At 60.8% G+C, this 25,591-nt stretch carries 21 protein-coding genes; 13 read left to right on the forward strand and 8 right to left on the reverse strand.

The annotated features are described in order from the left end of the window. Window positions 1-32: 32 nt before the first annotated feature. The 3 genes from tagH to EI171_RS30080 are packed head-to-tail and all read right to left on the reverse strand — an operon-like array spanning window position 33 to window position 3,862. On the reverse strand, window positions 33-1,412 hold the full coding sequence (gene tagH, locus EI171_RS30070) for a type VI secretion system-associated FHA domain protein TagH (protein WP_161535481.1): 1,380 nt from the start codon (window positions 1,410-1,412) through the stop codon (window positions 33-35). A gap of 12 nt (window positions 1,413-1,424) precedes the next feature. Then, window positions 1,425-1,988 (reverse strand): hypothetical protein, encoded by a 564-nt coding sequence (locus tag EI171_RS30075; protein ID WP_011086378.1) that lies wholly within the window; start codon window positions 1,986-1,988, stop codon window positions 1,425-1,427. Between the two features lie 5 nt (window positions 1,989-1,993). After that, window positions 1,994-3,862 carry a type VI secretion system Vgr family protein gene (locus EI171_RS30080; protein WP_161535482.1) on the reverse strand — a complete coding sequence of 623 codons (1,869 nt, stop codon included), beginning with the start codon at window positions 3,860-3,862 and terminating at the stop codon, window positions 1,994-1,996. Window positions 3,863-4,209: 347 nt separating this feature from the next. On the opposite strand from EI171_RS30080, the gene EI171_RS30085 reads away from it, so the two are divergent. The 9 genes from EI171_RS30085 (at window position 4,210) to EI171_RS30125 (ending at window position 16,302) form a co-directional block, all read left to right on the forward strand. Next, entirely contained in the window at window positions 4,210-5,523 is a 1,314-nt protein-coding gene (locus tag EI171_RS30085; protein ID WP_161537104.1) for an ImpA family type VI secretion system protein, read from the forward strand. A 139-nt stretch (window positions 5,524-5,662) separates the two neighbouring features. Continuing rightward, window positions 5,663-6,190: a type VI secretion system contractile sheath small subunit gene (tssB, locus tag EI171_RS30090; protein WP_027548753.1), complete on the forward strand. Its 528-nt coding sequence runs from the start codon at window positions 5,663-5,665 to the stop codon at window positions 6,188-6,190. A gap of 16 nt (window positions 6,191-6,206) precedes the next feature. After that, window positions 6,207-7,709, forward strand: a complete 1,503-nt coding sequence (gene tssC / locus EI171_RS30095) for a type VI secretion system contractile sheath large subunit (RefSeq protein ID WP_028170697.1) — start codon at window positions 6,207-6,209, stop codon at window positions 7,707-7,709. Window positions 7,710-7,759: 50 nt separating this feature from the next. Beyond that, complete coding sequence (locus EI171_RS30100; protein ID WP_011086373.1) at window positions 7,760-8,245, forward strand: type VI secretion system tube protein Hcp; 486 nt, start codon at window positions 7,760-7,762, stop codon at window positions 8,243-8,245. A 182-nt stretch (window positions 8,246-8,427) separates the two neighbouring features. After that, window positions 8,428-8,976, forward strand: coding sequence for a type VI secretion system baseplate subunit TssE (tssE, locus tag EI171_RS30105; protein ID WP_011086372.1), 549 nt, complete (start codon window positions 8,428-8,430; stop codon window positions 8,974-8,976). A gap of 1 nt (window position 8,977) precedes the next feature. Then, entirely contained in the window at window positions 8,978-10,945 is a 1,968-nt protein-coding gene (tssF, locus tag EI171_RS30110) for a type VI secretion system baseplate subunit TssF (RefSeq protein WP_028170696.1), read from the forward strand. Further along, on the forward strand, window positions 10,909-11,973 hold the full coding sequence (gene tssG / locus EI171_RS30115) for a type VI secretion system baseplate subunit TssG (protein ID WP_011086369.1): 1,065 nt from the start codon (window positions 10,909-10,911) through the stop codon (window positions 11,971-11,973). The genes tssF and tssG overlap by 37 nt, the downstream gene beginning before the upstream one ends. A gap of 97 nt (window positions 11,974-12,070) precedes the next feature. Continuing rightward, a complete protein-coding gene (gene tssH, locus EI171_RS30120; protein WP_161535483.1) occupies window positions 12,071-14,710 on the forward strand; it encodes a type VI secretion system ATPase TssH in 2,640 nt (879 codons plus the stop codon). Between the two features lie 5 nt (window positions 14,711-14,715). After that, on the forward strand, window positions 14,716-16,302 hold the full coding sequence (locus EI171_RS30125; RefSeq protein ID WP_161535484.1) for a methyltransferase regulatory domain-containing protein: 1,587 nt from the start codon (window positions 14,716-14,718) through the stop codon (window positions 16,300-16,302). Between the two features lie 89 nt (window positions 16,303-16,391). Here EI171_RS30125 and EI171_RS30130 read toward each other — a convergent pair whose 3' ends face one another. After that, window positions 16,392-16,967: a hypothetical protein gene (locus tag EI171_RS30130; protein ID WP_236842224.1), complete on the reverse strand. Its 576-nt coding sequence runs from the start codon at window positions 16,965-16,967 to the stop codon at window positions 16,392-16,394. A gap of 260 nt (window positions 16,968-17,227) precedes the next feature. Here EI171_RS30130 and EI171_RS30135 point away from each other — a divergent pair, with 260 nt between their 5' ends. Together EI171_RS30135 and EI171_RS30140 are read left to right on the forward strand one after the other, a co-directional pair. Next, a complete protein-coding gene (locus tag EI171_RS30135; protein WP_028170692.1) occupies window positions 17,228-18,106 on the forward strand; it encodes a hypothetical protein in 879 nt (292 codons plus the stop codon). 212 nt (window positions 18,107-18,318) lie between these two features. Continuing rightward, window positions 18,319-19,317 (forward strand): hypothetical protein, encoded by a 999-nt coding sequence (locus EI171_RS30140; protein ID WP_161535485.1) that lies wholly within the window; start codon window positions 18,319-18,321, stop codon window positions 19,315-19,317. 124 nt (window positions 19,318-19,441) lie between these two features. Here the strand turns inward: EI171_RS30140 and EI171_RS30145 are convergent, their stop codons facing one another. Then, window positions 19,442-20,344, reverse strand: a complete 903-nt coding sequence (locus EI171_RS30145; RefSeq protein ID WP_011086363.1) for a hypothetical protein — start codon at window positions 20,342-20,344, stop codon at window positions 19,442-19,444. A 622-nt stretch (window positions 20,345-20,966) separates the two neighbouring features. Between EI171_RS30145 and EI171_RS30150 the strand changes: the two genes are divergently transcribed. Together EI171_RS30150 and EI171_RS30155 are read left to right on the forward strand one after the other, a co-directional pair. Further along, window positions 20,967-21,902 (forward strand): hypothetical protein, encoded by a 936-nt coding sequence (locus EI171_RS30150; RefSeq protein WP_161535486.1) that lies wholly within the window; start codon window positions 20,967-20,969, stop codon window positions 21,900-21,902. A gap of 136 nt (window positions 21,903-22,038) precedes the next feature. Beyond that, window positions 22,039-22,362 (forward strand): response regulator transcription factor, encoded by a 324-nt coding sequence (locus EI171_RS30155; RefSeq protein ID WP_011086360.1) that lies wholly within the window; start codon window positions 22,039-22,041, stop codon window positions 22,360-22,362. 170 nt (window positions 22,363-22,532) lie between these two features. On the opposite strand, the gene dhaK is transcribed toward EI171_RS30155, so the two are convergent. The 3 genes from dhaK to ptsP form a co-directional block, all read right to left on the reverse strand. Continuing rightward, on the reverse strand, window positions 22,533-23,516 hold the full coding sequence (gene dhaK, locus EI171_RS30160) for a dihydroxyacetone kinase subunit DhaK (RefSeq protein WP_028170688.1): 984 nt from the start codon (window positions 23,514-23,516) through the stop codon (window positions 22,533-22,535). Window positions 23,517-23,552: 36 nt separating this feature from the next. Next, window positions 23,553-23,879: a hypothetical protein gene (locus EI171_RS30165; protein WP_370163087.1), complete on the reverse strand. Its 327-nt coding sequence runs from the start codon at window positions 23,877-23,879 to the stop codon at window positions 23,553-23,555. Window positions 23,880-23,967: 88 nt separating this feature from the next. Next, window positions 23,968-25,587 carry a phosphoenolpyruvate--protein phosphotransferase gene (ptsP, locus tag EI171_RS30170; protein ID WP_161535487.1) on the reverse strand — a complete coding sequence of 540 codons (1,620 nt, stop codon included), beginning with the start codon at window positions 25,585-25,587 and terminating at the stop codon, window positions 23,968-23,970. Window positions 25,588-25,591: the final 4 nt, after the last annotated feature.

Consider the following 25,591-nt stretch of genomic DNA (forward strand, 5'->3'; position numbering starts at 1 on the left):
AAAATGTCGGCGACCGCATGGTCGCCGACAGCTTACTTTGAACCGGGCTTGTCGCCGCGGTCGTAATAGTCCGAGAAGTGCAACATAAAGATTTCGATCGGCGCGCTGTTATCGCGGCCAAGATGCGCCTTCCAGCGCGTCAAGAACTCGTCCCAGAGTTTGCCCTTGTTCGTGCCGAGCCAGGAGCTTGCGCCACGCTGAAGCTCGAGCTCGCGCGCCATCAGCGTCGGATCTATGTCCGCAATCAGCTCATGGACAGCGTGCTGCATCGCCATATAGGTCTTCAACTGATGTGATTTGAGATCACTGAAGCCCTGTGCAAAGGCGCGCTGTGCGTCGAGGTAGCTACGCGTCGGCGGCCCAAAGAGAATGCGCATCGCCTCTTCCGCGGTCGGCGAGAATTTCAGCGGATTATTTTCGAGGGCTTGGACGGTGGTCTGGCTGGTGCTGCGGGTCAGCTGTTTGGCTTGGGTTCGCGCTTGCAGCAGCGCCATGAGATTATCCACGGTCATACGCAAGATGATGCCAAGCTGTTCGGCGAGTTCGGCGTCGGACTTGTTAGCAAAGAAATTGTCCGGCAATCCTGCAGCGCGCGCCACCAGTCGCGCGAACTCGGTACCGCCGACTGGCTTGGCCGTGACAGGCCCCTCGCCTGCTGCTTGCGTTTGGCGCGGCGTCGCAACCTCTTGGTGTGATAGCGATGCCGGCGGCTGTGCACCGACTGGTTCATCATCGATCCACACCGACGGCCGGCGTGGGGTCGGCTTGACTGGGGGGCGCTCGACTTGCGGTTTCGGCGCGGTGACCGGACCCGCTGCCCAGTTCATGTCGTCGTCCTGCACGGACGGTTGGTACGGAGACGTCGGCGATGACGGTCGAAATGGGTCTACACCCGGCGCCGGGACGCTCGCCGCCCAATCCAGGAACCCCGGATTGACGGGCCGCGCAGCCTCGCGTGGCTTCTTCAACAGGTGCGGATCGATCGGCGGCGGAACGTCACGATCGGCCGTCCAAAGCTCTCCGTAATCGGCATGCTGCTGGACCGAGGGTTCGTGCAGTTGCGCCTCATGGTTTGGGCTGCGCCCGCCAGCCTCATCCTCCAGCGAAACTCCGATGATGTAGTGACCGATCGTCAGTCGGTCGCCGTCGCGCAAGCGGTGGGGCCCCCGCATGCGCTGGTCGGCACCATTGAGAAAGGTGCCGTTGGTCGAGACGTCGTGCAGCCAATAGCCGCCGTCGCGAAAGTGCACCTCGCAGTGCTTTCCGGAAATCGTCCGCGCCGGATCCGGCAGCGTCCAGTCGAGGTGACGATCCCGGCCAATATCGACCGAGCGCCTGCCGGTGACCGTAAACGACACAGGTCCGCCGTCCGGAAGGTTCGGTTCGTTCTCGATATTAAAGCGAAGCACCATCACATCGTCTCGTTAGCGCGGAGGGCGCGGTTCGCCGCGTGCCAATTGAATACCATCCTCCAGGCATGACGTCATTATCTGGTCCCGGGAGTCACGGGGGAGCCGGCAGAGGCCAATCAGCAGCGCTGCACGCACCGCCCGTGCGGCCTGATCTGGCTTGGCTTCCACGGGCGCAAATTCCGGGGGAACCACGCTTCCACCGGACCAGCCGGCCGCCAGCGCCAGCCATGTCGCTGGCTGCTCAGGATCGTTGGCATTGCCGACGGCCAGCGCCTTGTTCCGGGACTGCTCGTCCGGTTGCCGGACCCAGGTCTCCACAACATTCAGCGACCTGCTGTCGTAGGCGTCGAAATGGTCGAACATCCGTCGCAGAGAGCGGCATCCCCAGGCGATCGCCACGCGCCTGGGAAGCAGATAGGCGCAGTAAGATACGGCCTGGTACCAGTTGCGGGCATCGGCGGCCTCCTGAAGGAAATCCAGCGAAGGCTTGTCGGCATCGGCTTTGCCGACATCATAACGCGCCAAGGGATAGGCTTGAAACAGATCCCGTACCGTGCCGAACCGAACCTGCCCCATGACCGTCAGCCGACAAGAGTTGGAGTGCCGTGCGCGACCAGCGGACCGCCGGCTGCAAGCGCCATGCCGGCCTGCGCTGTCATGGCGATCGTCGGCGCGTTGATGACGATGCCCGCCGGGCTCAGGATAATCTGGCTGGGACCAACCTGTAGGGTGATATTGGCATTGGCCGTGAGCGTGATGCTGATGCCCGCTTTGACAGACTGGTCCATGGCCAGCGTGATGTGCTGACCGCCCAATTCGATATCGAGCTTATCATTGCCTTTCTTGAGCGTGGTCTTGCGGGTGTCGCCGCCGAATGCAGCTTCGCCGATGGTCCGTGTCTCGGTGTCGCGGACCGTCACGTCGTGGTCCTTCTCAGCATGCACCGTGATCTTCTCGGATCCCTTCTTGTCCTCGAAGTTCCACTCGTTGAAGCCGCCACCACCTTTGGTGGAGTCGGACTTCAATCCTGCAACCGTCTTCTTCGACGGCAAATCATAGGGCAGCTTGTATTCGTCGTTGTACACGGTGCCGATCACCAGGGGCCGGTCCGGATCCCCCTCCAGGAATTCGACAACCACTTCCTGTCCGACGCGCGGGATGATCTGACCGCCCCAGCGCTTGCCAGACCAAACCTGAGCCACGCGCAACCGGCACGACCGCTTCTTCTTCCGATCCCAGAAAAAGCGGACATAGATTTCGCCCAGCGATTCAACGTCGATTTCCTCGTTCGAATTATCGTCTTTGGTCACCACCTTGGCCGTTTGGATGCCGTTAATCCTTGGCTTCGGCGTCATCATCAGCGCTCGAAACGGCCGATCGCTTGGCAGAAACTCATAGCTACCGAAATAGACATGTTGCCCGGCGTCGCCGGGACCGCCGGTGCGGTAAGATTCGAGCGAGAACGAGTGCGTGGCTCGCACCACGAGATATTCCACGTTCTGCGAGTCCTTGGAGTGCTTTTCGAGCTTCGTCAGCCCACCGGGGAACAGGTTGACCGCGTCACCATTGCCGCGACGCCGCCGGTCCATCGCCTGCTCCGCCTGGAGCTGGATCTTCGCGTAGCGCTCGCCGTCGGACTTTTCCTTGAACTTCCCGGGATAGTCGTAATACTCCATCTCCGACCGAGTGTAATGCTCGGAGCCCTTGGCATCGCTGATCAACTGAGCGTTTGGCTTCTGGTAGTTGTAGTCGTTGAGTTCGATCTTGCCGGTGCGAAACCGGCGCTCCGACACCCATTCATAGATGTGTTGCTCGCCTCGACGATCGGCACCCGTCAGCGGGATGTAGGGAATCGTAGCAAGACCTTTGATCGGGCTGTGCGACGATTTGGAGTCCGCCAACACCAGCGTGTGTTTGCCGCCCTCATGCTTGAAGAAGTAGGAGATGCCGTGCTGCTCCATCAGCCGGCACACGAAATTCATGTCGGTCTCGCGGTACTGAACGCAGTATTCGAGCTTCGGACAGGAACCCTCTTCGGTCAGTTTGGATTCATAGTCGGTGAAGCCACGTTCGTTGAATACTTCCTTGATGATGTCGGGCGCCTTCTTGTCCTGAAAGATCCGGCAATCAGTTGTCCGCGACAACAGCCATAGCCAGGGCCTCAGAACGATCCGGTAGCTGAAATAGTCGTTCTTCACCCCGAGCCATTGGGCCTCCGTCAGAATGCCACTGAACTCGCGCTCCTTTTCATGCAGCCTTATGGTCAGCGTACACTGCTGACCGATGGCACGATCGAAGTCGAGGTCGGCATCCTCACTGAGACACTCGATGCGATACTCGAACAGTTCGCTGAGACCTTCCGAGCCTTCGAACCCGGCAAAAACCAGAACGTCCTTGCCAAGAGGCGTCTTGAGTTCGCAGAGGCGGGTATCCTGAGTAAGCTGGCCCATGTGGGCTTAAACTCCCTCCTTCGATCGAATGACCCGCTGCGAAGAGCTGATCAGACGCTATGCAAGAACCACGGAAATCCTGCCCGCCCCCGGCAGTGCCGGCAGGTCCGCCCCAGGGCTGGTCCGGACGTTCCACAACAGCGGTCCAAGGAACCGCCCCGGTCATCAAGTAGTCGGCTCCAAGAGCTTGCCGGTTCACGCGAAAATGGCATGATCTTCGGGAATGAACCAACACCAGCAGGCATCTGACCCATGGATATAGACTCGGATCATGGATCCCCCCGCGATCCGGCAGTCGCCACGGGCTCGGCAGCGGGGCCGTGACCGAGCAGATGGACGATCGTCGTATGCTTGATGTCGCCTCCCTGACGCACCCCATTGCCGCTGACGATCCCTGCGGGCCGGATCTCGACGCCATCGGAGACATCCAGTATCTGAACTTCTTCGCAGGTGCGGAATCGCTGCTGCCGATGTCGTTCTTCGAGGTCGTCAATGCCAACGGAGAGCGTGGACGCTTCGATCCAAAGGCAGTCGATTTTGCCGGCCAATTCGCCGCCGCGCAGCCCCTCCTGGAGCGTACCCGCGATCTGCGCCTAAACCTGCTGCTGGCCAAGTTTTCAATCCTCAACCGCGATCTCGACGGCTTTCTCTGCTGCCTGAAGGCGACCAACTTGCTGCTGCGCGAGCAGTGGGAGGCGGTGCATCCGAAGGGCGAGGACGGCGACTACGCACTTCGCGCCGTCACGGTCGAGGCAATCGACGTGTTCCCGACCGTGATCAACCCGCTCCAGTTCCTTCCCCTGATCGAGAACCGCAGACACGGCAACCTCAACTACCGTGCTTATCAGGTTGCCATGGGCGAAATTCCCGCCGGCGACGCCGACGCCGACGGACCTGATCTGGCGGCCATCGAGCGCATCGTCAGCGAGACGGATCTCGACACTCTCAAGGCAACCAGCGCGCGGTGCTCCGCGGTCGCGGCTGAAATCGCGGGTATCAAACAAACCTGGCACGAGAAGTTGAACGCGGGGCAACCGATCAGCCTCGACAGGCTCTCCGGCCTGGTTAACGGCATGGCTGCCTGGCTTGCGGGCCTTGTCGCGTTGCGCGATCCGGCCGCGATCGCTGCAACCGCGGAAGATGTCGGTCCTGTCGATACACAGGCGCCGTCAGACACGAGCGGGGTGGTGACTTCATCCGCACAGGCATCTGCAGCGCTTGCAGCGGCGGCCGACTATTTTGCCCGAATGGAACCATCCAGCCCGGCACTGTTGCTGGTGCGTCAAGCGCAGGAGATGGTGGGCAAGTCATTCATTGAAGTTATGCGGATGCTGGTGCCTGCGCACGTGGAGAGCGCTGCGATCAACATCGGGCGCGACAAGGTCTTTGACCTGCCGATCGAACGGATGGCGGAACTCGCTACCTCGCTCTCATCGACGGCAGAGAGCAGCGCTCAAGATACTGTATTTTCAATAGAAAACAGGGCGCAGGCCTTAGGCCTGCTGACGAAGGTGGCGTCGTTTTTCCGAACCGCGGAGCCGTCCAGCCCCATCCCCTTTTTGGTCGATCGCGCGCGCGACCTCGCGCAACGAGATTTTCTCAGCCTTTTGAATGATGTTCTTCCTGAGGGAGCCCTTAAAACAATCGACAGATCGCATTGAACCCAGCTTTCGCTCGAGGGCACTAATTGGACACAAGGATGTTTGCCGACCGCAGCAACTTGAAGCGCTCTAGCCAATCTGCGTCGCGCAAATTCGATGTCTTTTTCGATGTCTAATGCGATTTCGTAGTGAGGGAACCATGGCTACAGACAGCGGTCAAAAATTCATTCGGCGAAACCGCGCACCACGCGTGCACATCACATACGAAGATCCTTACGACGCCGAGCGGCTGATCGAACTGCCGTTCGTCATGGGCGTCCTCTCCGACCTCTCCGGCAATAACCCTGGCGTCGAGAAGACGAAGGTCGAGGAGCGCAAGTTCCTCGAGTTCGACATGGACAATTTCGACAACCGCATGGCGGCAATCCAGCCCGGCGTGACGGCGCGTGTCGCCAATCGCCTCAGCGATGGATCCGACGAAAAGATCTCGGTCAACTTGCGCTTCAACAAGATGGCAGACTTCACGCCGGTGGCCGTCGCCCGCCAGGTGCCGGCTACTGCCAAGCTGCTCGAGGCGCGCGAACAACTCGCCAACCTGCTGCGCTACATGGATGGCAAGGTGGCCGCCGAGGACCAACTCAAGAAACTTCTCGCCGATCCTCAACTGATGGCGGCGCTTCGGGAACGCGCGACAAGCCAGTCGACCGAACCTGGCACCGAGAGCTAAGGAAGGAATGGGGACCATGGCAAAAGAAGCTGTTCACAAAGAGAGCACCACCCAGGTCAAGACCGTCGAAGCTGACGAGTTTGCCACTCTGCTGAAGCAAAGCTTCAAACCGCGCACTGAACGCGCAGCGACCGAAGTCGAAAACGCGGTATCCACGCTCGTTCAAGAGGCGTTGAAGGACTCGAGCGTCATCAAGTCGGACGTCCTCGACACCATCGAGGAGATGATCGCGCGGATCGACCAGAAGCTGACCGCGCAAATGAACGAAATTCTTCACACACCTGAGTTCCAGTCAATCGAAAGTGCTTGGCGCGGCCTCCACTACCTCGTCTTCAATTCCGAGACCGACGCCAACCTCAAGATCCGGGTGATGAACGTCTCCAAGAACGAGTTGTATCGGAATCTGCGGCTTTACCCCGATGCGCGCTGGGACCAGAGTCCCCTGTTCAAGCAGATCTACGAGTATGAATTCGGCCAGCTGGGCGGCGAGCCGTTTGGCTGCCTGATCGGCGACTACTATTTCAGCCACCTCCCAACCGACGTACAGTTGCTCCGCGACCTCAGCAAGATCGCCGGCGCCGCGCACGCTCCCTTCTTCAGCGGCGCCGAGCCGACGCTGATGGGAATGGACTCTTGGACCGAGCTGTCCAACCCTCGCGACATCGGTAAGGTGTTCGACACGCCGGAGTATGCCGCATGGAAGGGGCTGCGCGATCAGGACGACTCGCGCTATCTCGGCCTGTGCATGCCCCGCGCGCTCGGCCGCCTCCCCTACGGCGCGAAATCGGAGCCCGTGGAAGAGTTCGCCTTCGAAGAGGAGACGGACGGACACACCGGCGATAAATACGGCTGGATCAACGCCGCCTACGCAATGGCGGTCAACATCAACCGCGCCTTCAAGGAATTTGGCTGGTGCACGCGGATCCGCGGCGTGCAGTCCGGTGGCGAAGTCATCAACCTGCCGACGCACACATTCCCGACCGATGACGGCGGCGTCGACCTGAAATGCCCGACCGAGATCGCCATCAGTGATCGCCGCGAGCACGAACTTGCAAAGGCGGGCCTCATCCCGCTGATCCATCGCAAGAACACCGACAAGGCCGCCTTCATCGGCGCCCAGTCACTCTACAAGCCGAAGAAGTACTTCGGCGAAAAGGGCGTGGATGCCACCGCGTCCGACAACTTGTCGTCACGACTACCTTACATGTTCGCAGTGTCCCGCTTTGCCCACTATCTGAAGTGCATGGTTCGCGACAAGATCGGATCCATGAAGGAGAAGGATGAGCTGACGATCTGGCTGCAAACCTGGATCAACGAATACGTTGATGCCAACCCAGCCCTCTCGTCAGAAGCTCAGAAAGCGCGCAAGCCACTGGCCGCTGCGAAGGTTGAAGTCATCGCAAACGAGGAGAATCCGGGATATTACAACGCGCGCTTCTTTCTTCGTCCACACTTTCAGTTGGAGGCGATGGACGTCGGCCTCAGCCTGGTTTCACGCCTACCCGGCCCCGCTTCCTGATGCCGCAACATCGCAACCGTAACCACGCAGAAATTTGAGAGGACTACGCTATGGCTGTCGACATCTTCTTGAAACTCGATCCGATCAAGGGCGAGTCGCTGGACGACAAGCACAAGGACGAAATCGATATTTTGAGCTGGTCTTTCGGCGAAAGCCAGTCAGGCACTTTCCACAGCGGTTCGGGCGGCGGCGCCGGCAAGGTCAGCGTCCAGGATCTCCACTTTACGCACTTCGTCGACAAGGCCACGCCGGAGCTTTTCAAGGTCTGCGCGAACGGCAAGCACATTGATACAGCGATCCTCACGGTCCGCAAGGCGGGCGAAAATCCGCTGGAGTATCTCAAGATCGAGATGAAGCACATCCTAGTCACCAGCGTATCGACGGGCGGATCGCACGGTGAAGATCGCCTCACCGAAAACGTGAGTCTGAACTTCGCGAAGGTCAAGATGACCTACAAGACCCAGACAGAAAAAGGCGGCGCTGGAGCTGCGCCGGTGTTTGGCTGGGACGTTCCCGCCAACAAGGAATGGGCCTGATTGTCGGCCCTACCTGGCGCCGGTTGCGATAAGCGCGAACCGGCGCCAGGCGATGCGATTGCGGTCGCAAGTCTCGACTTGACCGGTTGCGGGCCCGACCGCCTGCTGAGGCGACATCATCCCGGAGACCAGCTATTGCTCCGCGAAACAGCATAGCGAGCCGGACATCTTGGGGACAGTCAATGACCATTGCTCCAAAGAGGGATCGGCTCTCTCCCCCATTAATGCTGGCCTTTCGCTCCGCTCATGAAGCACGCGATGCGCGCAAGAAGCTCAATCTGCGCGATGAGTTCGGTGAGCGGATCATTGCCGGGCGGCGCAGCGCAGGCCGCTTTCCGATCTCGGAAACGTTGTTGCGGCGGGAGGTCTCCCATGACCTTGAAACGCTCCTCAATACCATTGCTCTGGAATCGACCTTGGATCTGAGCGGGCGGGATAGCGTTCGAACCTCGATCCTGAACTACGGCTTCCCCGATATCGCCCACCGTTCGATCGACGAGGTCACGGACGACGAACTCACCGGCGCCCTGCGCGAGACTCTGACGACGTACGAGCCAAGACTCGATCGCAAGACGATCCGGGTCCGTCGCGACGGCTCGGTCGGTCCTGAGCAGCTGAAGCTGCGCTTCATCGTTCACGCCGACCTCAAGGCTGAGCCGCTCAACGTCCCCGTGGAATTTGTCGCCGACGTCGACCTCGACAGCGGCGACATCCAAATCAATCGACTTTAGCATGAATCGCGAATTCCTCGATTTCTACAATCGTGAACTGTCATTGCTGTACGAGCAGGCAGGAGATTTCGCCGAAGAATATCCTGGCATCGCAGAGCGCCTCGGCGGCCTCATCCGGGACCGCTCGGACCCGATGATCACGGGACTATTGGAAGGCGCCGCGTTTCTTGCCGCCCGCGTTCAGCTCAAGCTCAAGCACGAATTCCCGGAATTCACTGCAAACCTGCTTGAGCAGCTGGTACCGAACTATCTTGCGCCCACACCGTCGGCGATGCTCGTCGCGGCACGGCCACCCTACGCCGACCCAGCGCTGCGCGACGGCAAGAAGATTGTACGCGGCGCCTATTTCGACGCGACCTACCGCGAGAGAGAACGAAGTCTTTCCTGCCGGTTTCGACTTTGCCGCGACATCGTGCTCTGGCCGTTCGACGTCACCAGCGCAGAGTATTTCTCCACAGCGGGCACTCTGCAGGCGCTCGGGATCCCGGTCGGAGGCGACGTCATCGCGGGGCTGAAGCTGTCGCTGACCCATCGTACCGCAGCCCGGCTCGACGAGGAACTACCGGACGCAGAGGCCCGAGCCAAGCCGGAAACCTGGTTCGCAGGCTGCCGCGTGAGCGAACTTCCGATCTACCTCTCAGGCGCGGAATCCGACGCCATCGCGCTCTACGAGCAATTGATCTCGAATTGCAAAGGAGTCTACTTCCGGCATCTCGACGACTTCGGCGATCCGGTGGTGACTCGTGCGCCCCATGATTGCGTGCAGCAAATTGGCTTCGACGAAAACGAGTCGCTGTTCCCTAACGACAATCGGATCTTTCGCGGTTCGGAGCTGCTGCGAGAATATTTCATGTTTCCACGCAAGTTCCTCGGCATAAACCTGACGGGACTACGCAGCGTGATGTCGCGACTGCGCAGCAAATCGATCGATATTGTCTTCGCTTTCGATGAACACAATTCGCGGCTGGCTGCCTCGGTGCGCCCCGAGACCTTCAGGCTCTATACTGCACCGGCGATCAATCTGTTCGAGAAAACGAGCGATCGCATTCCTGTCAAGTCGAATACTTACGAGTACCATGTGGTGCCAGATCGCAGCCGCTATCTGGAATACGAACCGCACCAGGTGCTCGAGGTCTACGCGCACCTGCCGGCAGAGAAGGATAAACGGCCCGTGCGCCCGCTCTATTCGGCCGCCGTCGACCGGACCAGCGGATCGGTCGACGGGCTCTATTTCACCGTCCGCCGCTTACCCCGGCGCCGCACAGTAGAGGAGAAGACATACGGTACTTCCTCAGACTACACCGGGACGGACATGTTCCTGTCGCTGCTTGAGCCCGGCGAATTGAGTGGCGGAGGCTCCGTCGCCGAACTGAGCGTCCGGGCTCTGTGCTCCAATCGCCATCTCACCGAGCACTTGCCGGTCGGCCAGGGCGGCGCCGACTTTCGGCTGCTGGACGATACCTCCCTTGATCTGATGTGTGTCGCTGGTCCCACGCCACCGCGTGAGCCGGTGGTTGCCCAACTGCGCAGCCGCAGCGAAATCGCCAACAGTGGGATTGTCAGCTGGCGGCTGATCAACATGCTCAGCCTCAACTATCTTGGCCTCGTCGAACGCGGTGGCGGCAAGAACGCCGGAGCGCTACGCGAGATGCTGGCCTTGTTCGCCGATCAGTTCGACGACGCCACGGAGCGCAAGATCCGCGGCGTGCGCAGCATAGAAAGCCGACCTGTCGTGCGGCGCGTGCGCGAGCGCACGGGTAGCGGCGCAGCACGGGGCCTGGAGATTACCGTTACGCTCGACGAGAAGGCATTTGAGGGCAGCGGCGTGTTTTTGCTCGGGGCAATACTGGAGCGCTTCTTCGCCGACTATTCGGGCTTCAACACCTTCACTCAGACGGTCATCTCGACGCCGGAGCGCGGCGAGATCATGCGGTGGCCACCGCGCATGGGCACGCGGAGACCGCTATGACGCTGATCGACCAGATGAAGGCCGAGCCCTGGCGCTTCGATTTCTTCCATACGTTACGCCAGTTCGAGCGCGCCAACCCGGATCGACCGCGGATCGGCGACAGTGCCGCGCGTCGCGACGAATATATCGACCTCGGCCAGGTGCCTTATCTGGAGTTCCCCGCCTCGAACCTCGCGGCGGTGGACGACCAGGGTGCCCGGCTGAGGATACTCGTCAAATTTCTCGGCCTCCTGGGCCCGCAGGGCGCCCTGCCCCTTGCCACCACCGATGAAAGCCTCAGCTGGTGGCTGATGCGGGATGACGCCTTCCCCCGCTTTCTCGACCTCCTCAACGGACGCTTCCTGCAACTCTTCTTTCGTGCCTGGGCCGACGCGCGCCCGATCGCGCAGCATGACCGCCCGGCGGACGATCGCTTCATTGCCTATGTCGGCTCCTTCGCCGGCTTGGGCTCCGATGTTTTCGCCGATCGCGATGCGGTTCCGGACATGGCGAAGCTCAGCTTCGCTGGACTGGTCGCGCCCAGGGCGAAGTGTGCATCACGATTGACGCGGTTCCTGCAAGGACTGTTCGACGTCAAAGTCGAGATCGACGAATTCGTCGGCACCTGGCTCTCATTCGACCCAAGTCACTGCAGCCGGCTCGGCGGAACGCATGCGAGGCTCGGCCAGGACGCCCTTCTCGGCTCGCGTGTGTTCAGCGTCGAGGACAAGATCAGAGTTCGGGTCTTTGTCAGAACTTTTGCTCAGTACGAACAATTCCTGCCGACCGAAACACCCAACCTGTCGGCGCCGCTGGCCGACGCCGTTTTCTTCTATATCGGCGACGAATTGGAATGGGAGGTCGAGCTCGCCATTCCGGCGGGAGAGGTCGTCCCGGTCAGGCTTGGACAGAGTGGGCGACTTGGATGGACCACCTGGGTCTCGCCGAACTGGGCCTCCACGGAAGAATATCGCCGCGATGCCCGCTTTCAGCTCGGCGAACGATTGAGAGCCCGCCGGAGTGCCACAGCGAATGCCGCGGCGATTTGAACCTATCCATCGCGCTGATCGCCTAATGCTATGGAATTTGAGGCAATTTCCGCATGATGGCACGCATCCGCGGAGGAATTGAGCAGGAGGAGCCGCCGTGACCGACATCAGCATTGAAGCTGTAACGGGCAAGCTGAACCGGGCCGGCTATGATGCCTTCTTACAGGCCCTGCGCCACGCAAAGAGCGCCGGCAATCGCAACGTCGAGCTTGCGCACTGGCTGTTTCATATCCTGCAGCAGGAACGCAACGATCTCAGCCTCTCGGTCGATCATTACAAGCTCGACCGCGCACGCTTGTTGTCGGACCTTGCCGGCGTGATCAATGGCTTTCGTAAGAACGAAACCGACATGCCGGGCGTCGCCAATTCGGTCATCGATCTGCTCGATCGGGGCTGGCATTATGCCACGCTCTTCTTTGGCGAGACCCAGATCCGCACCGGTCATCTGCTTGTGGCAGGCCTGAAATCGAACGATATTCGTCGCACGCTGAACAACCTCTCGCAGGAATTTTCCAAGGTCAACGTCGACGCACTGGCCGCGGAGCGTCGCGCCGTCTGGGCCGGCTCCGACGAGGAGACCATGCGACCGATGGACGGTTCGGGCCTGGTCGGCGCCGTCACGGAAGGCGCGGCCCAAGCGGGTCCAAAGGGGACGACGCCGCTCGACCGGTTCTCCCAGGATCTCACCGCCAAGGCCAAATCGGGCGAGATGGATCCGATCCTTGGTCGGGACGAAGAAATCCGCCAACTGATCGACGTGTTGATGCGTCGGCGGCAGAACAATCCAATCCTCACCGGCGAGGCTGGCGTCGGCAAGACCGCAGTTGTCGAGGGCTTCGCCCAGCGTATCGCCGCCGGCGACGTGCCGCCACCGCTCCGCGGTGTAAGGCTTTGTGCGCTCGACATCGGCCTGATGCAGGCCGGTGCCTCCATGAAGGGCGAGTTTGAGCAGCGCTTGCGGTCGGTGATCGACGAGGTCCAGAGCTCACCCACCCCCATCATCCTGTTCATCGATGAAGCCCACACACTGATCGGCGCCGGCGGCGCGGCCGGCACCGGTGATGCAGCCAATCTCCTGAAACCTCCCCTTGCGCGTGGCACGCTGCGCACGATCGCCGCCACCACGTGGGCAGAATATCGCCAGTATATCGAGAAAGATCCCGCGCTCACACGACGCTTCCAGCCGATCCAGATCGATGAACCCGATGTGGAAACCTGCTGCATCATGCTGCGCGGACTCCTCGGTCCGATGGAAAAGCACCACGGCGTTCGCATCTCGGATGCCGCGATCGTCGCAGCGGTCAACCTGTCCCACCGCTACATTCCTTCACGGCAGTTACCCGACAAGGCGGTCAGCCTGCTTGATACCGCCTCGGCGCGCGTGGCGATCAGCCAGAGCGCGACTCCGGCCCTGATCGAGGATGCACGCGTTGCGATTGCCGCCCGTGAAGCTGAGCGATCAGCACTCGTCAGCGACAGCGATCTTGGGATTGAGGACGACGAGCGCATCGTAGCGATCGACAACGACGTCGCAGCATTGAAGGACAAGCTGACGAACCTCGAAGCCGATTGGGCCGCAGAGCAGGAGCTCGTCAAGGACATCCGGGGCATTCGGGAGATCCTGTCCGAACCCATGGAAGGCGACGATCCGGCTGCCAGGCGCGCGGAGCTGCGCGGCAAGTTCGACACGCTTGAGAGCATCAATCCGGAAAAGCGGATGGTCTATGCCTATGTGGACCAGCAGTCGGTGGCGTCCGTTGTCTCTGACTGGACTGGCATCCCGGTCGGCCGGATGATGCGCGACGAGATCGAAACCGTGCTGAAACTACCGGAGATCCTCAAGCGCCGCGTCGTCGGCCAGTCTCATGGGCTGACGATGATCGCCAAGCGAATCGAGACCAGCCGCGCCAAACTGGACAACCCGTCGAAGCCGATCGGCGTGTTCATGCTGGCTGGTCCATCCGGCGTGGGCAAGACCGAAACCGCCCTGGCGCTTGCCGAGACCCTCTACGGCGGCGAGCAGAACATGATCACGATCAACATGTCGGAGTTCCAGGAAGCGCACACCGTCTCGACCTTGAAGGGAGCGCCTCCCGGCTATGTCGGCTATGGAGAAGGTGGACGCCTCACCGAGGCTGTCCGGCGCAAGCCCTATAGCGTCATCCTGCTCGACGAGGTCGAGAAAGCTCATCCCGACGTCCATGAGATCTTCTTCCAGGTGTTCGACAAGGGAACCATGGAGGACGGCAACGGGCGGCGGATCGACTTCAAGAACACGTTGATCATCCTGACCACCAACGTCGGCACCGATCTGATCATGGGCCTCTCGCGAGATCCAAAGTATCGCAGCGAACCGGAAGAGCTCGCCAAGATGCTGAGGCCGGAATTGCTGAAGGTGTTTCCGGCAGCGCTGCTCGGACGCATCGTCTCGATACCGTACTTCCCGCTATCCGACGAAATGCTCGCCGGGATCGCTCGGTTGCAGCTCGACCGGATCGGACGACGCCTCCGTGACAACCATAACGCGGCATTCAGCTACGATGACGCGGTCGTGGAGCACATTGTGTCACGTTGCAACGACCCGGACTCTGGCGGGCGAATGATTGACAACATCATCACCAACACCCTGCTCCCGGAGCTGTCACGCGAATTCCTCAGCAAGTCGCTTGCCAAGGAAGAAGTCAAGCAAGCGCGGGTCTCGATCGAGAACGACAAGTTCGCATATTCGTGGAATTGAGGACGATGAACATTCAAACCGAGCATCGCCACCCGAGCACCGGTCCCACGCCATACGACGAGGTCTACTACCCTGGCCACGTCTACGGGCTCACTCATCCGAACCATCTCGCTACCATTGCTGCCGTCTACGGCATGCAGGCGGCTCCGGTCGAGCGTTGCCGGGTGCTCGAGCTTGGCTGCGGCGTTGGCGGCAACCTGTTGCCGATGGCCTTTCAATATCCAAACAGCGAATTCGTCGGTGTCGACCTGAGCGGCGTGACGATCGAGCGCGGCCAGCGAAATATCGCCACATTGGGCCTCAGCAATATCAAGCTCCTGCACTGCGACATCATGAATGTCGACGAAAGCTTCGGGCAATTCGACTACATCATAGCGCACGGCGTGTATTCCTGGGTTCCGCCGGCGGTGCGCGAGAAGATGATGATGATCTTCAAGCAGAACATGGCTCCGCGCGGGGTCTGCTACGTCAGCTACAACGCGCACCCGTTCTCGCATCTTCGCGACCTGGTCCGCGACATGATGCGGTATCACACCCGCCGTCTCACCGACATGAAGGAGAAGGTAGGACAGGCCCGCGCGATCTTGAAGTTCCTGAGCGACGGCTCGAAGGCCAACTCGGTGCACGGCGCAGTTATGCGCGACCAGTACAACCGCGTCCTCAAGTCCCCCGACGAGCTCTTATTTCACGACGATCTCGATGATGGCGCCGAGGCCTTCCTGCTGCATGAGGTTGCCGAAGACGCAAGCCGCCACGGCTTGCAATATCTGAGCGACGCTGATTTCTCACGACGCTATCTTGCCGGCTATTCCGAGGAGGTTCGCGCGACGCTGCAGCGCTTCCCGGAGAGCGAGTTCATGGCGCGCGATCAATATCAGGACTTCATCGACGGCAACGGCTTTCGGCGCACATTGCTCTGCCACGACAGCATTTCGCTATCCCGCCAGATCGACCTCGATTTCGTCACCAAGTTCCATTTGCTGAGCACGACCAACCCGGTTGACCCCGACGCCTGCGTGACCGACGATTCCGCGATGGAATTCGAGAACCAGGACGGCAGCAGGGTCACGGTAACCAATCCGCTCTTGAAGGCTGCGTATCTATGTCTCGGCCGGGCCTGGCCGCGCGCATTATCATTTGGCGAGCTGCTCGATGGCGCCGGCGCGCTGCTGGGCGGCCGGCACACGGATGATGCCGAAAAGGTGCTGACGGAGGCAATGTTCATCCTGGCTTGCAGCGGCGAGGTCTCTTTCCTGCTGTCGCGCCCATTTCTGTTGAAGGAAGCTACCGAGCATCCGCAGGCGAGCCTGCTCGCACGAAGACAAGCGCAAACAGGTCCGCTCGTCACCAACCTCCTCCACCAGACGGTACAGTTGGAAGACGACCGGACCAGGGATTTCCTGCAATTGCTCGACGGTGCGCGGACCATCGACCAGATCACGGCCGAAATGACCGAAAAATTCGGCCCGACCATCCAGGTAGACCAGAAGGATAGTGCCGGGAAGCCTGCCGATCCGTTGTTGCTGTCAACGCGAGAAAGTGTTCAACGCTCGCTTGCGATGGTCGGCAAGCTGGGCCTGCTGGTCGCATGACGCGCTCAAGTGCGTCGGCTCCGTTGGCGATGAACGGCAGGAGTTGGAAGCTCCTGCCATTTCCTGAAACGGATGCGGCCCCCGTCACTCTAGCCGTCGTGGGTATATTGTTGGCCGAGGAGCCATCCCGTGAGAATACCGCCGGGTCCGCTGGCATAGACCGGATCGAGGCCAACACCTGCACGCAGCATCTTCCATTCATGCTCGCCGACCCAGGGAATCCCGGGATCGCCCTTCTGATACTGGGACAGCAGCGTTCGGGCGACCTCTGCGGCATTGGCGTAGATCGGCCCGTTGGCCCAGCGCGGGCGTGGCAGGCCTGTCATGCGGCAATAGAGCGCCGTGCAGACGTACGCAGACGCCTCTTCCGCATTGGCATCGAGGCCGGTACGCAACAGATCATATGCCGCATGCAGGCTTTCGTGGACGATATAGGCCTCGTCCAGCCGCCCCGTCGCCGACACGACCTCCAGCGTGTTCGCCGCAACCGCTGTGCCGTCCGCCCTGGTTCTCGCGACATCGTTGTATTGTGCAGCAACGCCTGCCGCGAGATCCGTCGGAGGTCTGACGGTGACCTGCCCCAACCGGATAGCGCGGGCGACGTGATGGAACGTTTGCGGCGCAATCGTCACATGGCTGCCGCGGATCGGAAACCGGAACCGCATGCGTGCGACCGCCGGGCCACTGAGTACGTCTAACACCCTGCTCCGCAGTGACATTTGATCGTCCTCGTTGTTCACACTACACTACCCCACGGATGGTGGTCGCCATTTCCGATCGGCAGGTTCAAACAGTGACTGCGCTGGCGCGCCAGGAATTCGAATGACCTGGGCCGGGCGGCAGCTTGATCGAGCGAGCCGGCATTGAACCCGAGCCCGTTCGGGTGAGACCAATCTGAGGCAAGGATTGGCTCGGAGGGCGTTCCATGACGACGACTGATCCGACGACGACCGACACTTACCGGAAGATCGCGGCGCGACTGACCATGCTTCGGCCGCAGATCGATTTGAAGAATTACTTTGCCGGCCCCAACCCGGATGTGCGCCTTTATGACGAGAAGCCCTACATCCGACACCAACTCGAGAAGTATGGTGTCGCTGCCGCGACGACCACGCTCGATGGCGTCACCTTCCTGCCCAAGGACTGGGAAGAGCTGATCAAGAAGCTGCGCATTGCCAAGACGACGGACGGATTCGACGCATTCGCCGAAGGGCAAAGCCCGGAGAAGGCGTCGCATTGGGCCCTCGATCTGTCGATGGCGGCAACGATCGGCAAGGGGTTTCGGGAGATCTGGCGCCCCAAACTGTCCGACAAGCCACTCTCAACGCGGGATCTCCCGGGCCGCCACGGCTTCGGGCTCGGGCGCGACCGCGGACAATGGAGCGACGCCTACAGCTCGCAATTCGGCAAGGACCCGCAGCCCCAGGACATCACCTCGCTGCATTTCGCCGTAGCACCCGATCGGGTGAACGTGCACATCGACGAAACAGGCTTCGTGTTCGAGGGCGTGGACGGTGCGCTTACGGTCGGGCCGAACTTCGTGCATCACGCCGGCAATGAACTGTTCTGGAAGAGCAACAAGCATATACCGCAATGGGCCGCAGAGCACATCGATCTGATCCTGCCGAACAGCGCGAACGACTTTTCGCGCGTGGGCATTTCGGTCGACATGTACCAACGCAAAGACTTGCGCGTTACGGTCACCGGCTCCTGCGGAATTTTCGGTGGTTTCGAGTGCTCGGGAACGGTGAGCATCAGCGGAACGCATGATCTGCTCGGTTCGAAGTCGAAAGGCAGGCGCTAAAGCGGACATTGCTCGTTCGGCATTGCTCCGTGTCTACGCCTCCAAGCTACGAATGAGGCTCCTCGATTTGCCACTGCCAGTTCGTGGCCCGAATGAATGGAACTATCGAACCGCCTCGAGGTAGCGGCGACCACGATATTGGTTGCGAGACCGCGTAGTTCCGCAGGAACCAGCAGGGGGGAGATCTCACATTGCCGAACCAGGAAAGGCCCTTGAAGCCTATCGTCGAAAGCTATGTACCGCCAGCAGGAATCCGGCATGCGGTGACGGCAGGCGAGACCTGGATATCCCTCGCCAAGCGGATCGGCATCGACCCTTGGGACCTCATCGAGTTCAATTTTCCAGGCATCAGGCTCGTCAAACAGCGCGATTTCCAACAAGCCACACGGCAGGTGAACTGGTACCTGGCCGAGTATGTAGGCTGCCGCGCGATGTCGCCCGACCGCCAGAATTTTGCGTTTTCATCCGGTACGACCGGCGGGAAAGGTGGATGGCGAGGGGGATTCATCTATCTGCCGCCAGGTACGCCGCCTCCCCCACCGATTGCGCCCACTCCACCGGTTGCGCCCACCCCAGCGGCTCCGACCCCGCCGGAATGTGGAGGAAGCCGACCCGACTTCGCGCGCGTCCTAGACGTCAGCGAACGGGATTTCGCGCGCAACGTCTTTGGCCCGACGTTGCCGCCATGGGAGACAATCGCGATTACCAATGGCCTGGGAGCAGGCGGAAGACCGTGGACGAACGATGGACCATTCTTTAGAGGAAGCAATCCCATGGTGCCGAGCATGCGGTATGCCATCAATCTTGGCAATGTCGCGTTCAGTAACCTGGCATCGCCTAGCCCCACCTTCGGCCTCTTGTGCGACGACTTCGGTCGCATTTGCGACCTCTTCGTGCACGAAATGACCCACGTGTGGCAGGCGTTCAACGATTCAAACTGGACAATGGCACGCTCCTTCTGGGCGCAGACGGTCGGTGCCGGCTACGACTACACGCCCGGGGATAGCTGGGACTCATACAACGTCGAACAACAGGCACACATCGTCGAAGATTGGCACAAGTACAAGATTAGTTCTCCGATGCTTGCCGAAGAACGGTATCCTTATGTCCGGCTCGTGATCCGCTCTGGACGCCTCACTTTTCCTCGCGGGCTAGATCTGGTGGCATTGAAAAAGGACCTTCAAGATCTGCGCGCAAGGCACCTGGACTAGAATCCGCTGCAAAGGAGTGGTCGGGAGTCTACTTAATGATGCACCAACACACCGAGAATTCGACGCGGTGCGGTAGCGCATTCTTCCTCTTGAGAGCACTTTTCCGACTTGTCCAGCGTGCTGGTCAGCTTCGCAGCGCAAGCACACGGAGAAGAATTGCGCGGCCGCCATGCGACAGGCGATCGTGAAACAGTTCGGAGAGCCGGTCTCCACGCTTCCGCACCGAGAACCTCTTCTGGAGCTCATGGGCGCGAGACAGCGAGCAATAGAGAAAATCACGACGTAGCCGGCGCAGGCGGCTGCCATAACCTCTAACATCGGTGCTCGCGTAGGCATCCATCAAGGTGCGTATCAAATAGTCATCGCTCGGATCAACATAAGCTTCGTGGGAAACGCTCGATGATCGCATGGACACAGGTTCATCGCTCGACAGAAATAAGTTCCTGCGGATCAGCCCATCCGACACGCCGGTCGCCTCTTTAGCGAACTTTCCATAGTTCACAAAAGGCAGCGCAGCGAGTTGCCGGCGCAGATTTTCGAGCGTCGCCGACGGGATCCGGACGCCGTTGCCCGCGCTGGTGTCGAGCTTGTTGGCGCGCACCGTGGCGTAGAGGTCGCCCCAGAATTTGTCCCAGGGGGCGGTGCCGTTGCGGTTAGACGACGGATTCCTGCGAACGCTATATGTCGTTTGAGTGAGGTAGGCGGCCAGTTCGCCCATGTGGCGCGTAACAGCGCCGTCAGGATCATAGACGTCGATCATGGCGTGGACGCATTCATGCAGGAGCAGCGCCCGATCGCTATCATTTGCGGGAGGCGACTTCTTCTGCGTCAAGAGAATATCCGTGGCCTGATCGTAGAAGGCGAGATCCTGAGTGCCGCCCTTCACCAATATATTGCCGGCACGAATGTGATCGCGAACTGTCGTTAAGTACTCGCCCTTGATATGGATCTTGTCGACGTAAAACTCGATGCCAAGCGCAACCGAGTCGCTGAGTGTGTCCAGGACGTCGCCTTCGGTCAGTGGCATGACCTACCTTCCTTGCGTGGTTGAGCAATAGTCGTCCGGCTACGCTCCGGCAAAAGAAACGGCAGGTTACTCCTAACTGGACTTCGGCCGGTGTAGTCGGGAAGATTTGCCGGGATTCTCCTTCACGTGCGGCCCGCATCCAGCCGGGAGCATATGATGTTCCCCGATGAAAATCGGCAGTTGTGTTGCTGCGTTTCCATGTGTCGCCAACGCCAGGCATGGTTTTCCGTCGAAGAGCAGACGGCACGCATCGCCAGTATACCTAATGAACCGCAACTCGTCATCGGTAGTCTTCATGATGCGCCCGCCGTGGCTCGCAATCGTTGAGTCTACGACGTCTTGGCAGACGGTTTTCCGCGTCGCTAGCGCGCCGCGCCCGTCACCGCCATAAGGCGTGAATAGCTAACGACATCCGCTGTCAGAATAGCCACTCGACGTACAACTCGCTCGCCCTCGCAACCGCCAACGAAGTCCAGACCGCAAAATCGACGCCAGCGCATTGCCCCGCATGGCTAATTTCCAGTATGTTGCTGGCTCAACCGGCGAGCAATGGTGACGGATGGTTATCCCCGGCGCGGTGGTCCGAGCGCGACACTATCGTGATCTAAGGTTTGGGAAAGCTATGGCAAGCTTCGCTCAGTTCTTGCAGGATTCTGGTGTGTACGCGGCGCAAAGCTTCATGATCGTTCCTCGGGGAGGCTTCAACTTGGTCTGCCTGCGCGACAGCAAGGACGTTCACCTATCGTATGATCGCGACCGGTTACAGGTTGAGGATGTGCGTTTCGAGCAAGTCGAACGCGTCGCTCGGGAATACATCAACAGTCGCTATGGAGAGCAAAAAGGTCAGGAGCGCGATGATCAATTGCTGCGCCTGCGTACAGCGCTGTATCGCACTGCGCGACTGGATGGCAGTGCGCGCGGCCTCAAGGTCGTTGCCAAAGGTGTCGGTATTCCGGAACTCAAAGCCGCGCGCGGCAACACGGCCATCAAGTTGGAGGTCGCCATTCTGCAGCGCAAAGACTTCACGATCGCGTTCAGATTTCTCAAGCACCTCGATCAGTCAGGCAAAGTCATCAACGCCACGAAATGGACGCCGGATGACGTGCCCTGGTTCCTCACCAGGCTGAACTGGGTCTTCGGGGCTCAGACGAACATCTTTTTCACGCTGGTCGATGCCAAATGGATTACGGTCCAGAAAGCCTTAGGACCAAAAATCTCGCGGGATGTTTTTCGAAAGGATATCGCACCATTGAAGAGGCGCGGCGCCGATCTCACCTGCTTTCTGGTCGGTGATTATGCTGCAATGGATACTGAGGCGGCTGGGGAGTATCTGCCTGATGAGCAGGTATTCGTGGTTGTTGACCAAGGTAATCCGCCCGTGTTCGATCTTGGCGAAGCGTTCATTGGTGTAATGGCGCACGAGATCGGGCACTTCTTGCACCACAAACGAAACATGCCCGGGAGTGGACACCATAACCGAAGCGGTATTTTGCTTTCCAGTGGCATGGAAAGCTTGTCCTTGGATAAGCAACTCGTCACCAACTTCAACGCATGGTGAGAACAATCATTCTCGGCATCCCTTCAGCACGTTGAGGCCGCGCGGGCCTCGCGGTCGTAATCCGTCGGTAATGTCCGCCTGCGATGCGCGTTACTGCAACATCGTCTAGGCCACCAATATCGCTGCACGGAGCCTGATGCGAGTACTGATCGTCGACGATCATCCCATCATCATAGCTGCTTGCCAGGCCTTGTTTGCCGACGAGGCAGGCTTCATCGTCACAGGAGCGGCAGATGCGGCCAGTGGATTGGCGTCCTTTATTGCCGGACCTCCTGAGGTCTGCGCCATAGACATCAACCTGCCATCCGTCTCCGGCATGGAGCTCGCTCGACAGATCTTTGGAAGAGATGCCGAAGCGCGCATCGTGATGTTTAGCGTCAACGACGATCCTGTATTCGTGGCAACCGCGATCGACATCGGCGTCAAGGGGTACGTTTCCAAATCGCTGCGTTTTCTTTGAGGCAACACACTTTGCATCGACGCTTCCCAGTCAATGCGAAAGAGACGCCGTGTCCGCGAGACGCGGCAAGTTTCAGTGAGGGAAGACTGGCACAATCCGAAGCGGGAGTGGGCCGTCGCCGCTGATCCTTCGCCGGCGCGAAAGCGATCACCTGCCGCTCACAACCGCGATTACCATTTCAATGCCGCCGTGCGCACGGGATGGTCCCAGAGCGCGGTCGTCTCAGCATCGAGCAGGCTGACGGTGAGCGAGCACCCGGCCATGTCCAGCGAGGTGACGAAGCTGCCGACCAGCGAGCGAGCGATGCGCAAGCCGCGCTTCTCAAGCATCCGGCGGGCCGCGTTGTACATCAGATAGAGCTCGATCGTTGGCGTTCCGCCAAATCCGTTGACGAGCAGGAGGGCCTCGGCCCCGTCGCGCGCGTCGAGATCCTGCGCGATCGCCGTCGTCATCTCGTCCGCGATCGCGTCTGCCCGCTCCAGCTTGACGCGGCGGCGTCCCGGCTCGCCGTGAATGCCGACCCCCATCTCCATCTCGTCCTGGCCGAGCGAGAAGGTCGGCGTGCCCGCAGCCGGGACCGTGCAGCTCGTCAGCGCCACGCCCATCGAACGCGTGCGCACGTTGACGCGCTCGCCGAGCGCAACGCAGCCCTTGAGGTCGGCGCCCTTCTCGGCTGCCGCGCCGACGATCTTCTCCACGATGAGCGTGCCAGCCACGCCGCGACGCCCGATGCTGTGGGTCGAGTTCTCGACCGCGACGTCATCGTCGGTGACGATGGTCGCCGTGAGCCCCTCGGCGATCTCGGCCGCCATCTCGAAATTCATGCGGTCACCCGCGTAGTTCTTCACGATGAACAGCACGCCGGCCTCACCCGAAACCGCCTGAGCGGCCTCGACGATCTGGTCCGGCGTCGGCGACGTGAAGACCTGTCCCGGGCAGGCGGCGTCGAGCATGCCATAGCCGACGAAGCCCGCATGCAGCGGCTCATGCCCGCTGCCGCCGCCCGAGACGAGTGCGACCTTCTTCGGGTTCAGCTCACGGCGCCGCACGAATTTCCGCTCCGGCCCAAGCGCGACGAGATCGGCATGCGCGGCCGCAAGTCCGTCGAGGCTCTCCGCAAGCACGCCGTCGACCGAATTGATGAACTTCTTCATTGTCTCCTCCCCGCTTCTTCCCTTTGGCCTCACGCCTTATTTTTCCCGCATGATGGCAATCAAGCGCCGCGCGAATTCCTGGAGCAGCGCATCGAGCTCGGCGTTCCGCTTCGCACTGCCGAGATCTGGCAAATGCAGCGTCAAGGTCCGCTCATGCGATCCTTCGGTCAGTCGGCCGATCCGGCGCGGATGCGCGCGTGCATATGCGCGAAGAAAGGCGGTCTTCGCCTGCGGAGGGAAGTGGCAGACATCGAAGATCGTATTGAGATGTTGCACGGGTATCGGCACCGGATAGGCGGGATTGCTGATCTGGCTGACGAAGCTGCGGTTCTTCCCAATGGCATGCGCCAGACGCAGCCGCATGCCCGAGGGGCGGCTCTCCAGCACTTCCTTGAAGATGCGCTTGTAAACTGCAACAGCGCCGGCTTCTGCCGGCTCATCGATCGCCGTGTCAGTCAAGGCCCCCTCCGCTGCTCAGCCGGTCGATCGTCTGCTTGATCTGCGCGAGCGCCGATGCATTCACAGATAGCTCGCGCAAGCCGCAATTCAGCAATGCGGGAAGGCAGCGCGGATCGCTTGCCATGTCGCCGCATAGGCTGACGCTGATCGCGGCGCGCCGCCCATGCTCGGCGGTCCGCGCGATCAATTCGAGCACCGCCGGATGCAGCGGGTCCATCAAGGGGGCAAGCGCTCCATTGGAACGATCGCAGGCGAGGACATATTGCGCGAGATCGTTCGAGCCGATCGAGAAGAAGGACGTCTTGAAGCTCGTAATAGCCAGGGCCGCCGCCGGGACTTCGACCATGATTCCCAGCTCGGGAAGCATCGCGGCAATGCCGTCCGCCTGCAAGCGCTGCACGACATCGGCAAACAGCTTCCGCCCCGCCTCGAGCTCAGCCGCAGACGTGACCATCGGAAACATGACCTTGAGGTTTCCGCGCACGGCGGCCCGTGCCAGCGCGCGGAGCTGAATGGCAAAGATCTCGGGCCGGGCCAGGCAAAGCCGCAAGCCCCGAACTCCGAGGAACGGATTGGCTTCGCCCTCCAGCGTAAAGCCGGCGACCGGCTTGTCGCCGCCCGCGTCAAACGTGCGAATGGTAACCGGGCGCTGGTCGGCCCAACGCAGCACCGCATCGTAAGCCTGAAACTGTGTCTCCTCATCGGGCAAACTGCCCCTCTCCGTCAGCAGAAACTCGGTGCGCATCAGGCCGATCCCATCGGCATATTGCGCGTCGGGATGCTCGAGATCGTCGACGCGCTGGATGTTGATAAACAGCTTGATCCGCTCGCCGCGCCATAATGCGGTGGGCCGCCGCAGGATCGCACGGGCGGACGCCCTGCTCTTGCGATGGCTTTCGCGCCGCTTCTCGAACAGGCGAACCTGCTCCGCGCTGGGATCGAGCTCGAGCGTCGCGCCTTCACCATCGAGCAGCGCGTTGGCTCCGACGTCCGGAATGGCGCCGAGTTGCACGACCATGGGAATGCCCCGCGCGCGCGCCAGCATCGCGACGTGGCTCGTGGGACTGCCACGCAAGAGCGCCAGACCGCCGCCGCCGGACCAGTCGATCTCCAGGAATCGCGAGGGCGGCAGATCGTCGGCGCAGACGACGGCGCCGCTCGGAATCTCCAGCGCCGGGCCCCCATCGCCCCGCAAAATGTTGATCACGCGGTCGCGCAGGTCCGCGAGGTCCGAAGAGCGCGCCTTCAGATATTCGTCCGCGGCTGAATTGTAGTCCGCGATCTGCGCGTCGAGCGCCGAACGCCATGCGACATCCGCCGGATCGCCATCGCCTATCGATGCGAAGATCGCTTGGATGAAATCCTCATCCTCCAGCAGCGCGACCTGGAATTCGAGAATCTGTGCAGCCTCGCCGCCGGCGATCCCGGCGAGATCCGCGATCTGCCCGCTTGCCGCGTCAATCGCAGCACGAAGAGCAAGCGCCTCTTCAGCCAGGTTGCCCGCGACACGCTCGCCGTTGTTGTCCGCGCCGACCCGGACGAGCGGGCCATGGGCAAAGCCGATCGAGGCGGTTCTGCCGCGGTAGGCCAGTCCTGTCGCGCTACCCTGCATGCTG

The sequence above is a fragment of the Bradyrhizobium sp. LCT2 genome, from assembly GCF_009931255.1.
In the GTDB taxonomy this organism is placed as follows: Bacteria; Pseudomonadota; Alphaproteobacteria; order Rhizobiales; family Xanthobacteraceae; genus Bradyrhizobium; species Bradyrhizobium diazoefficiens.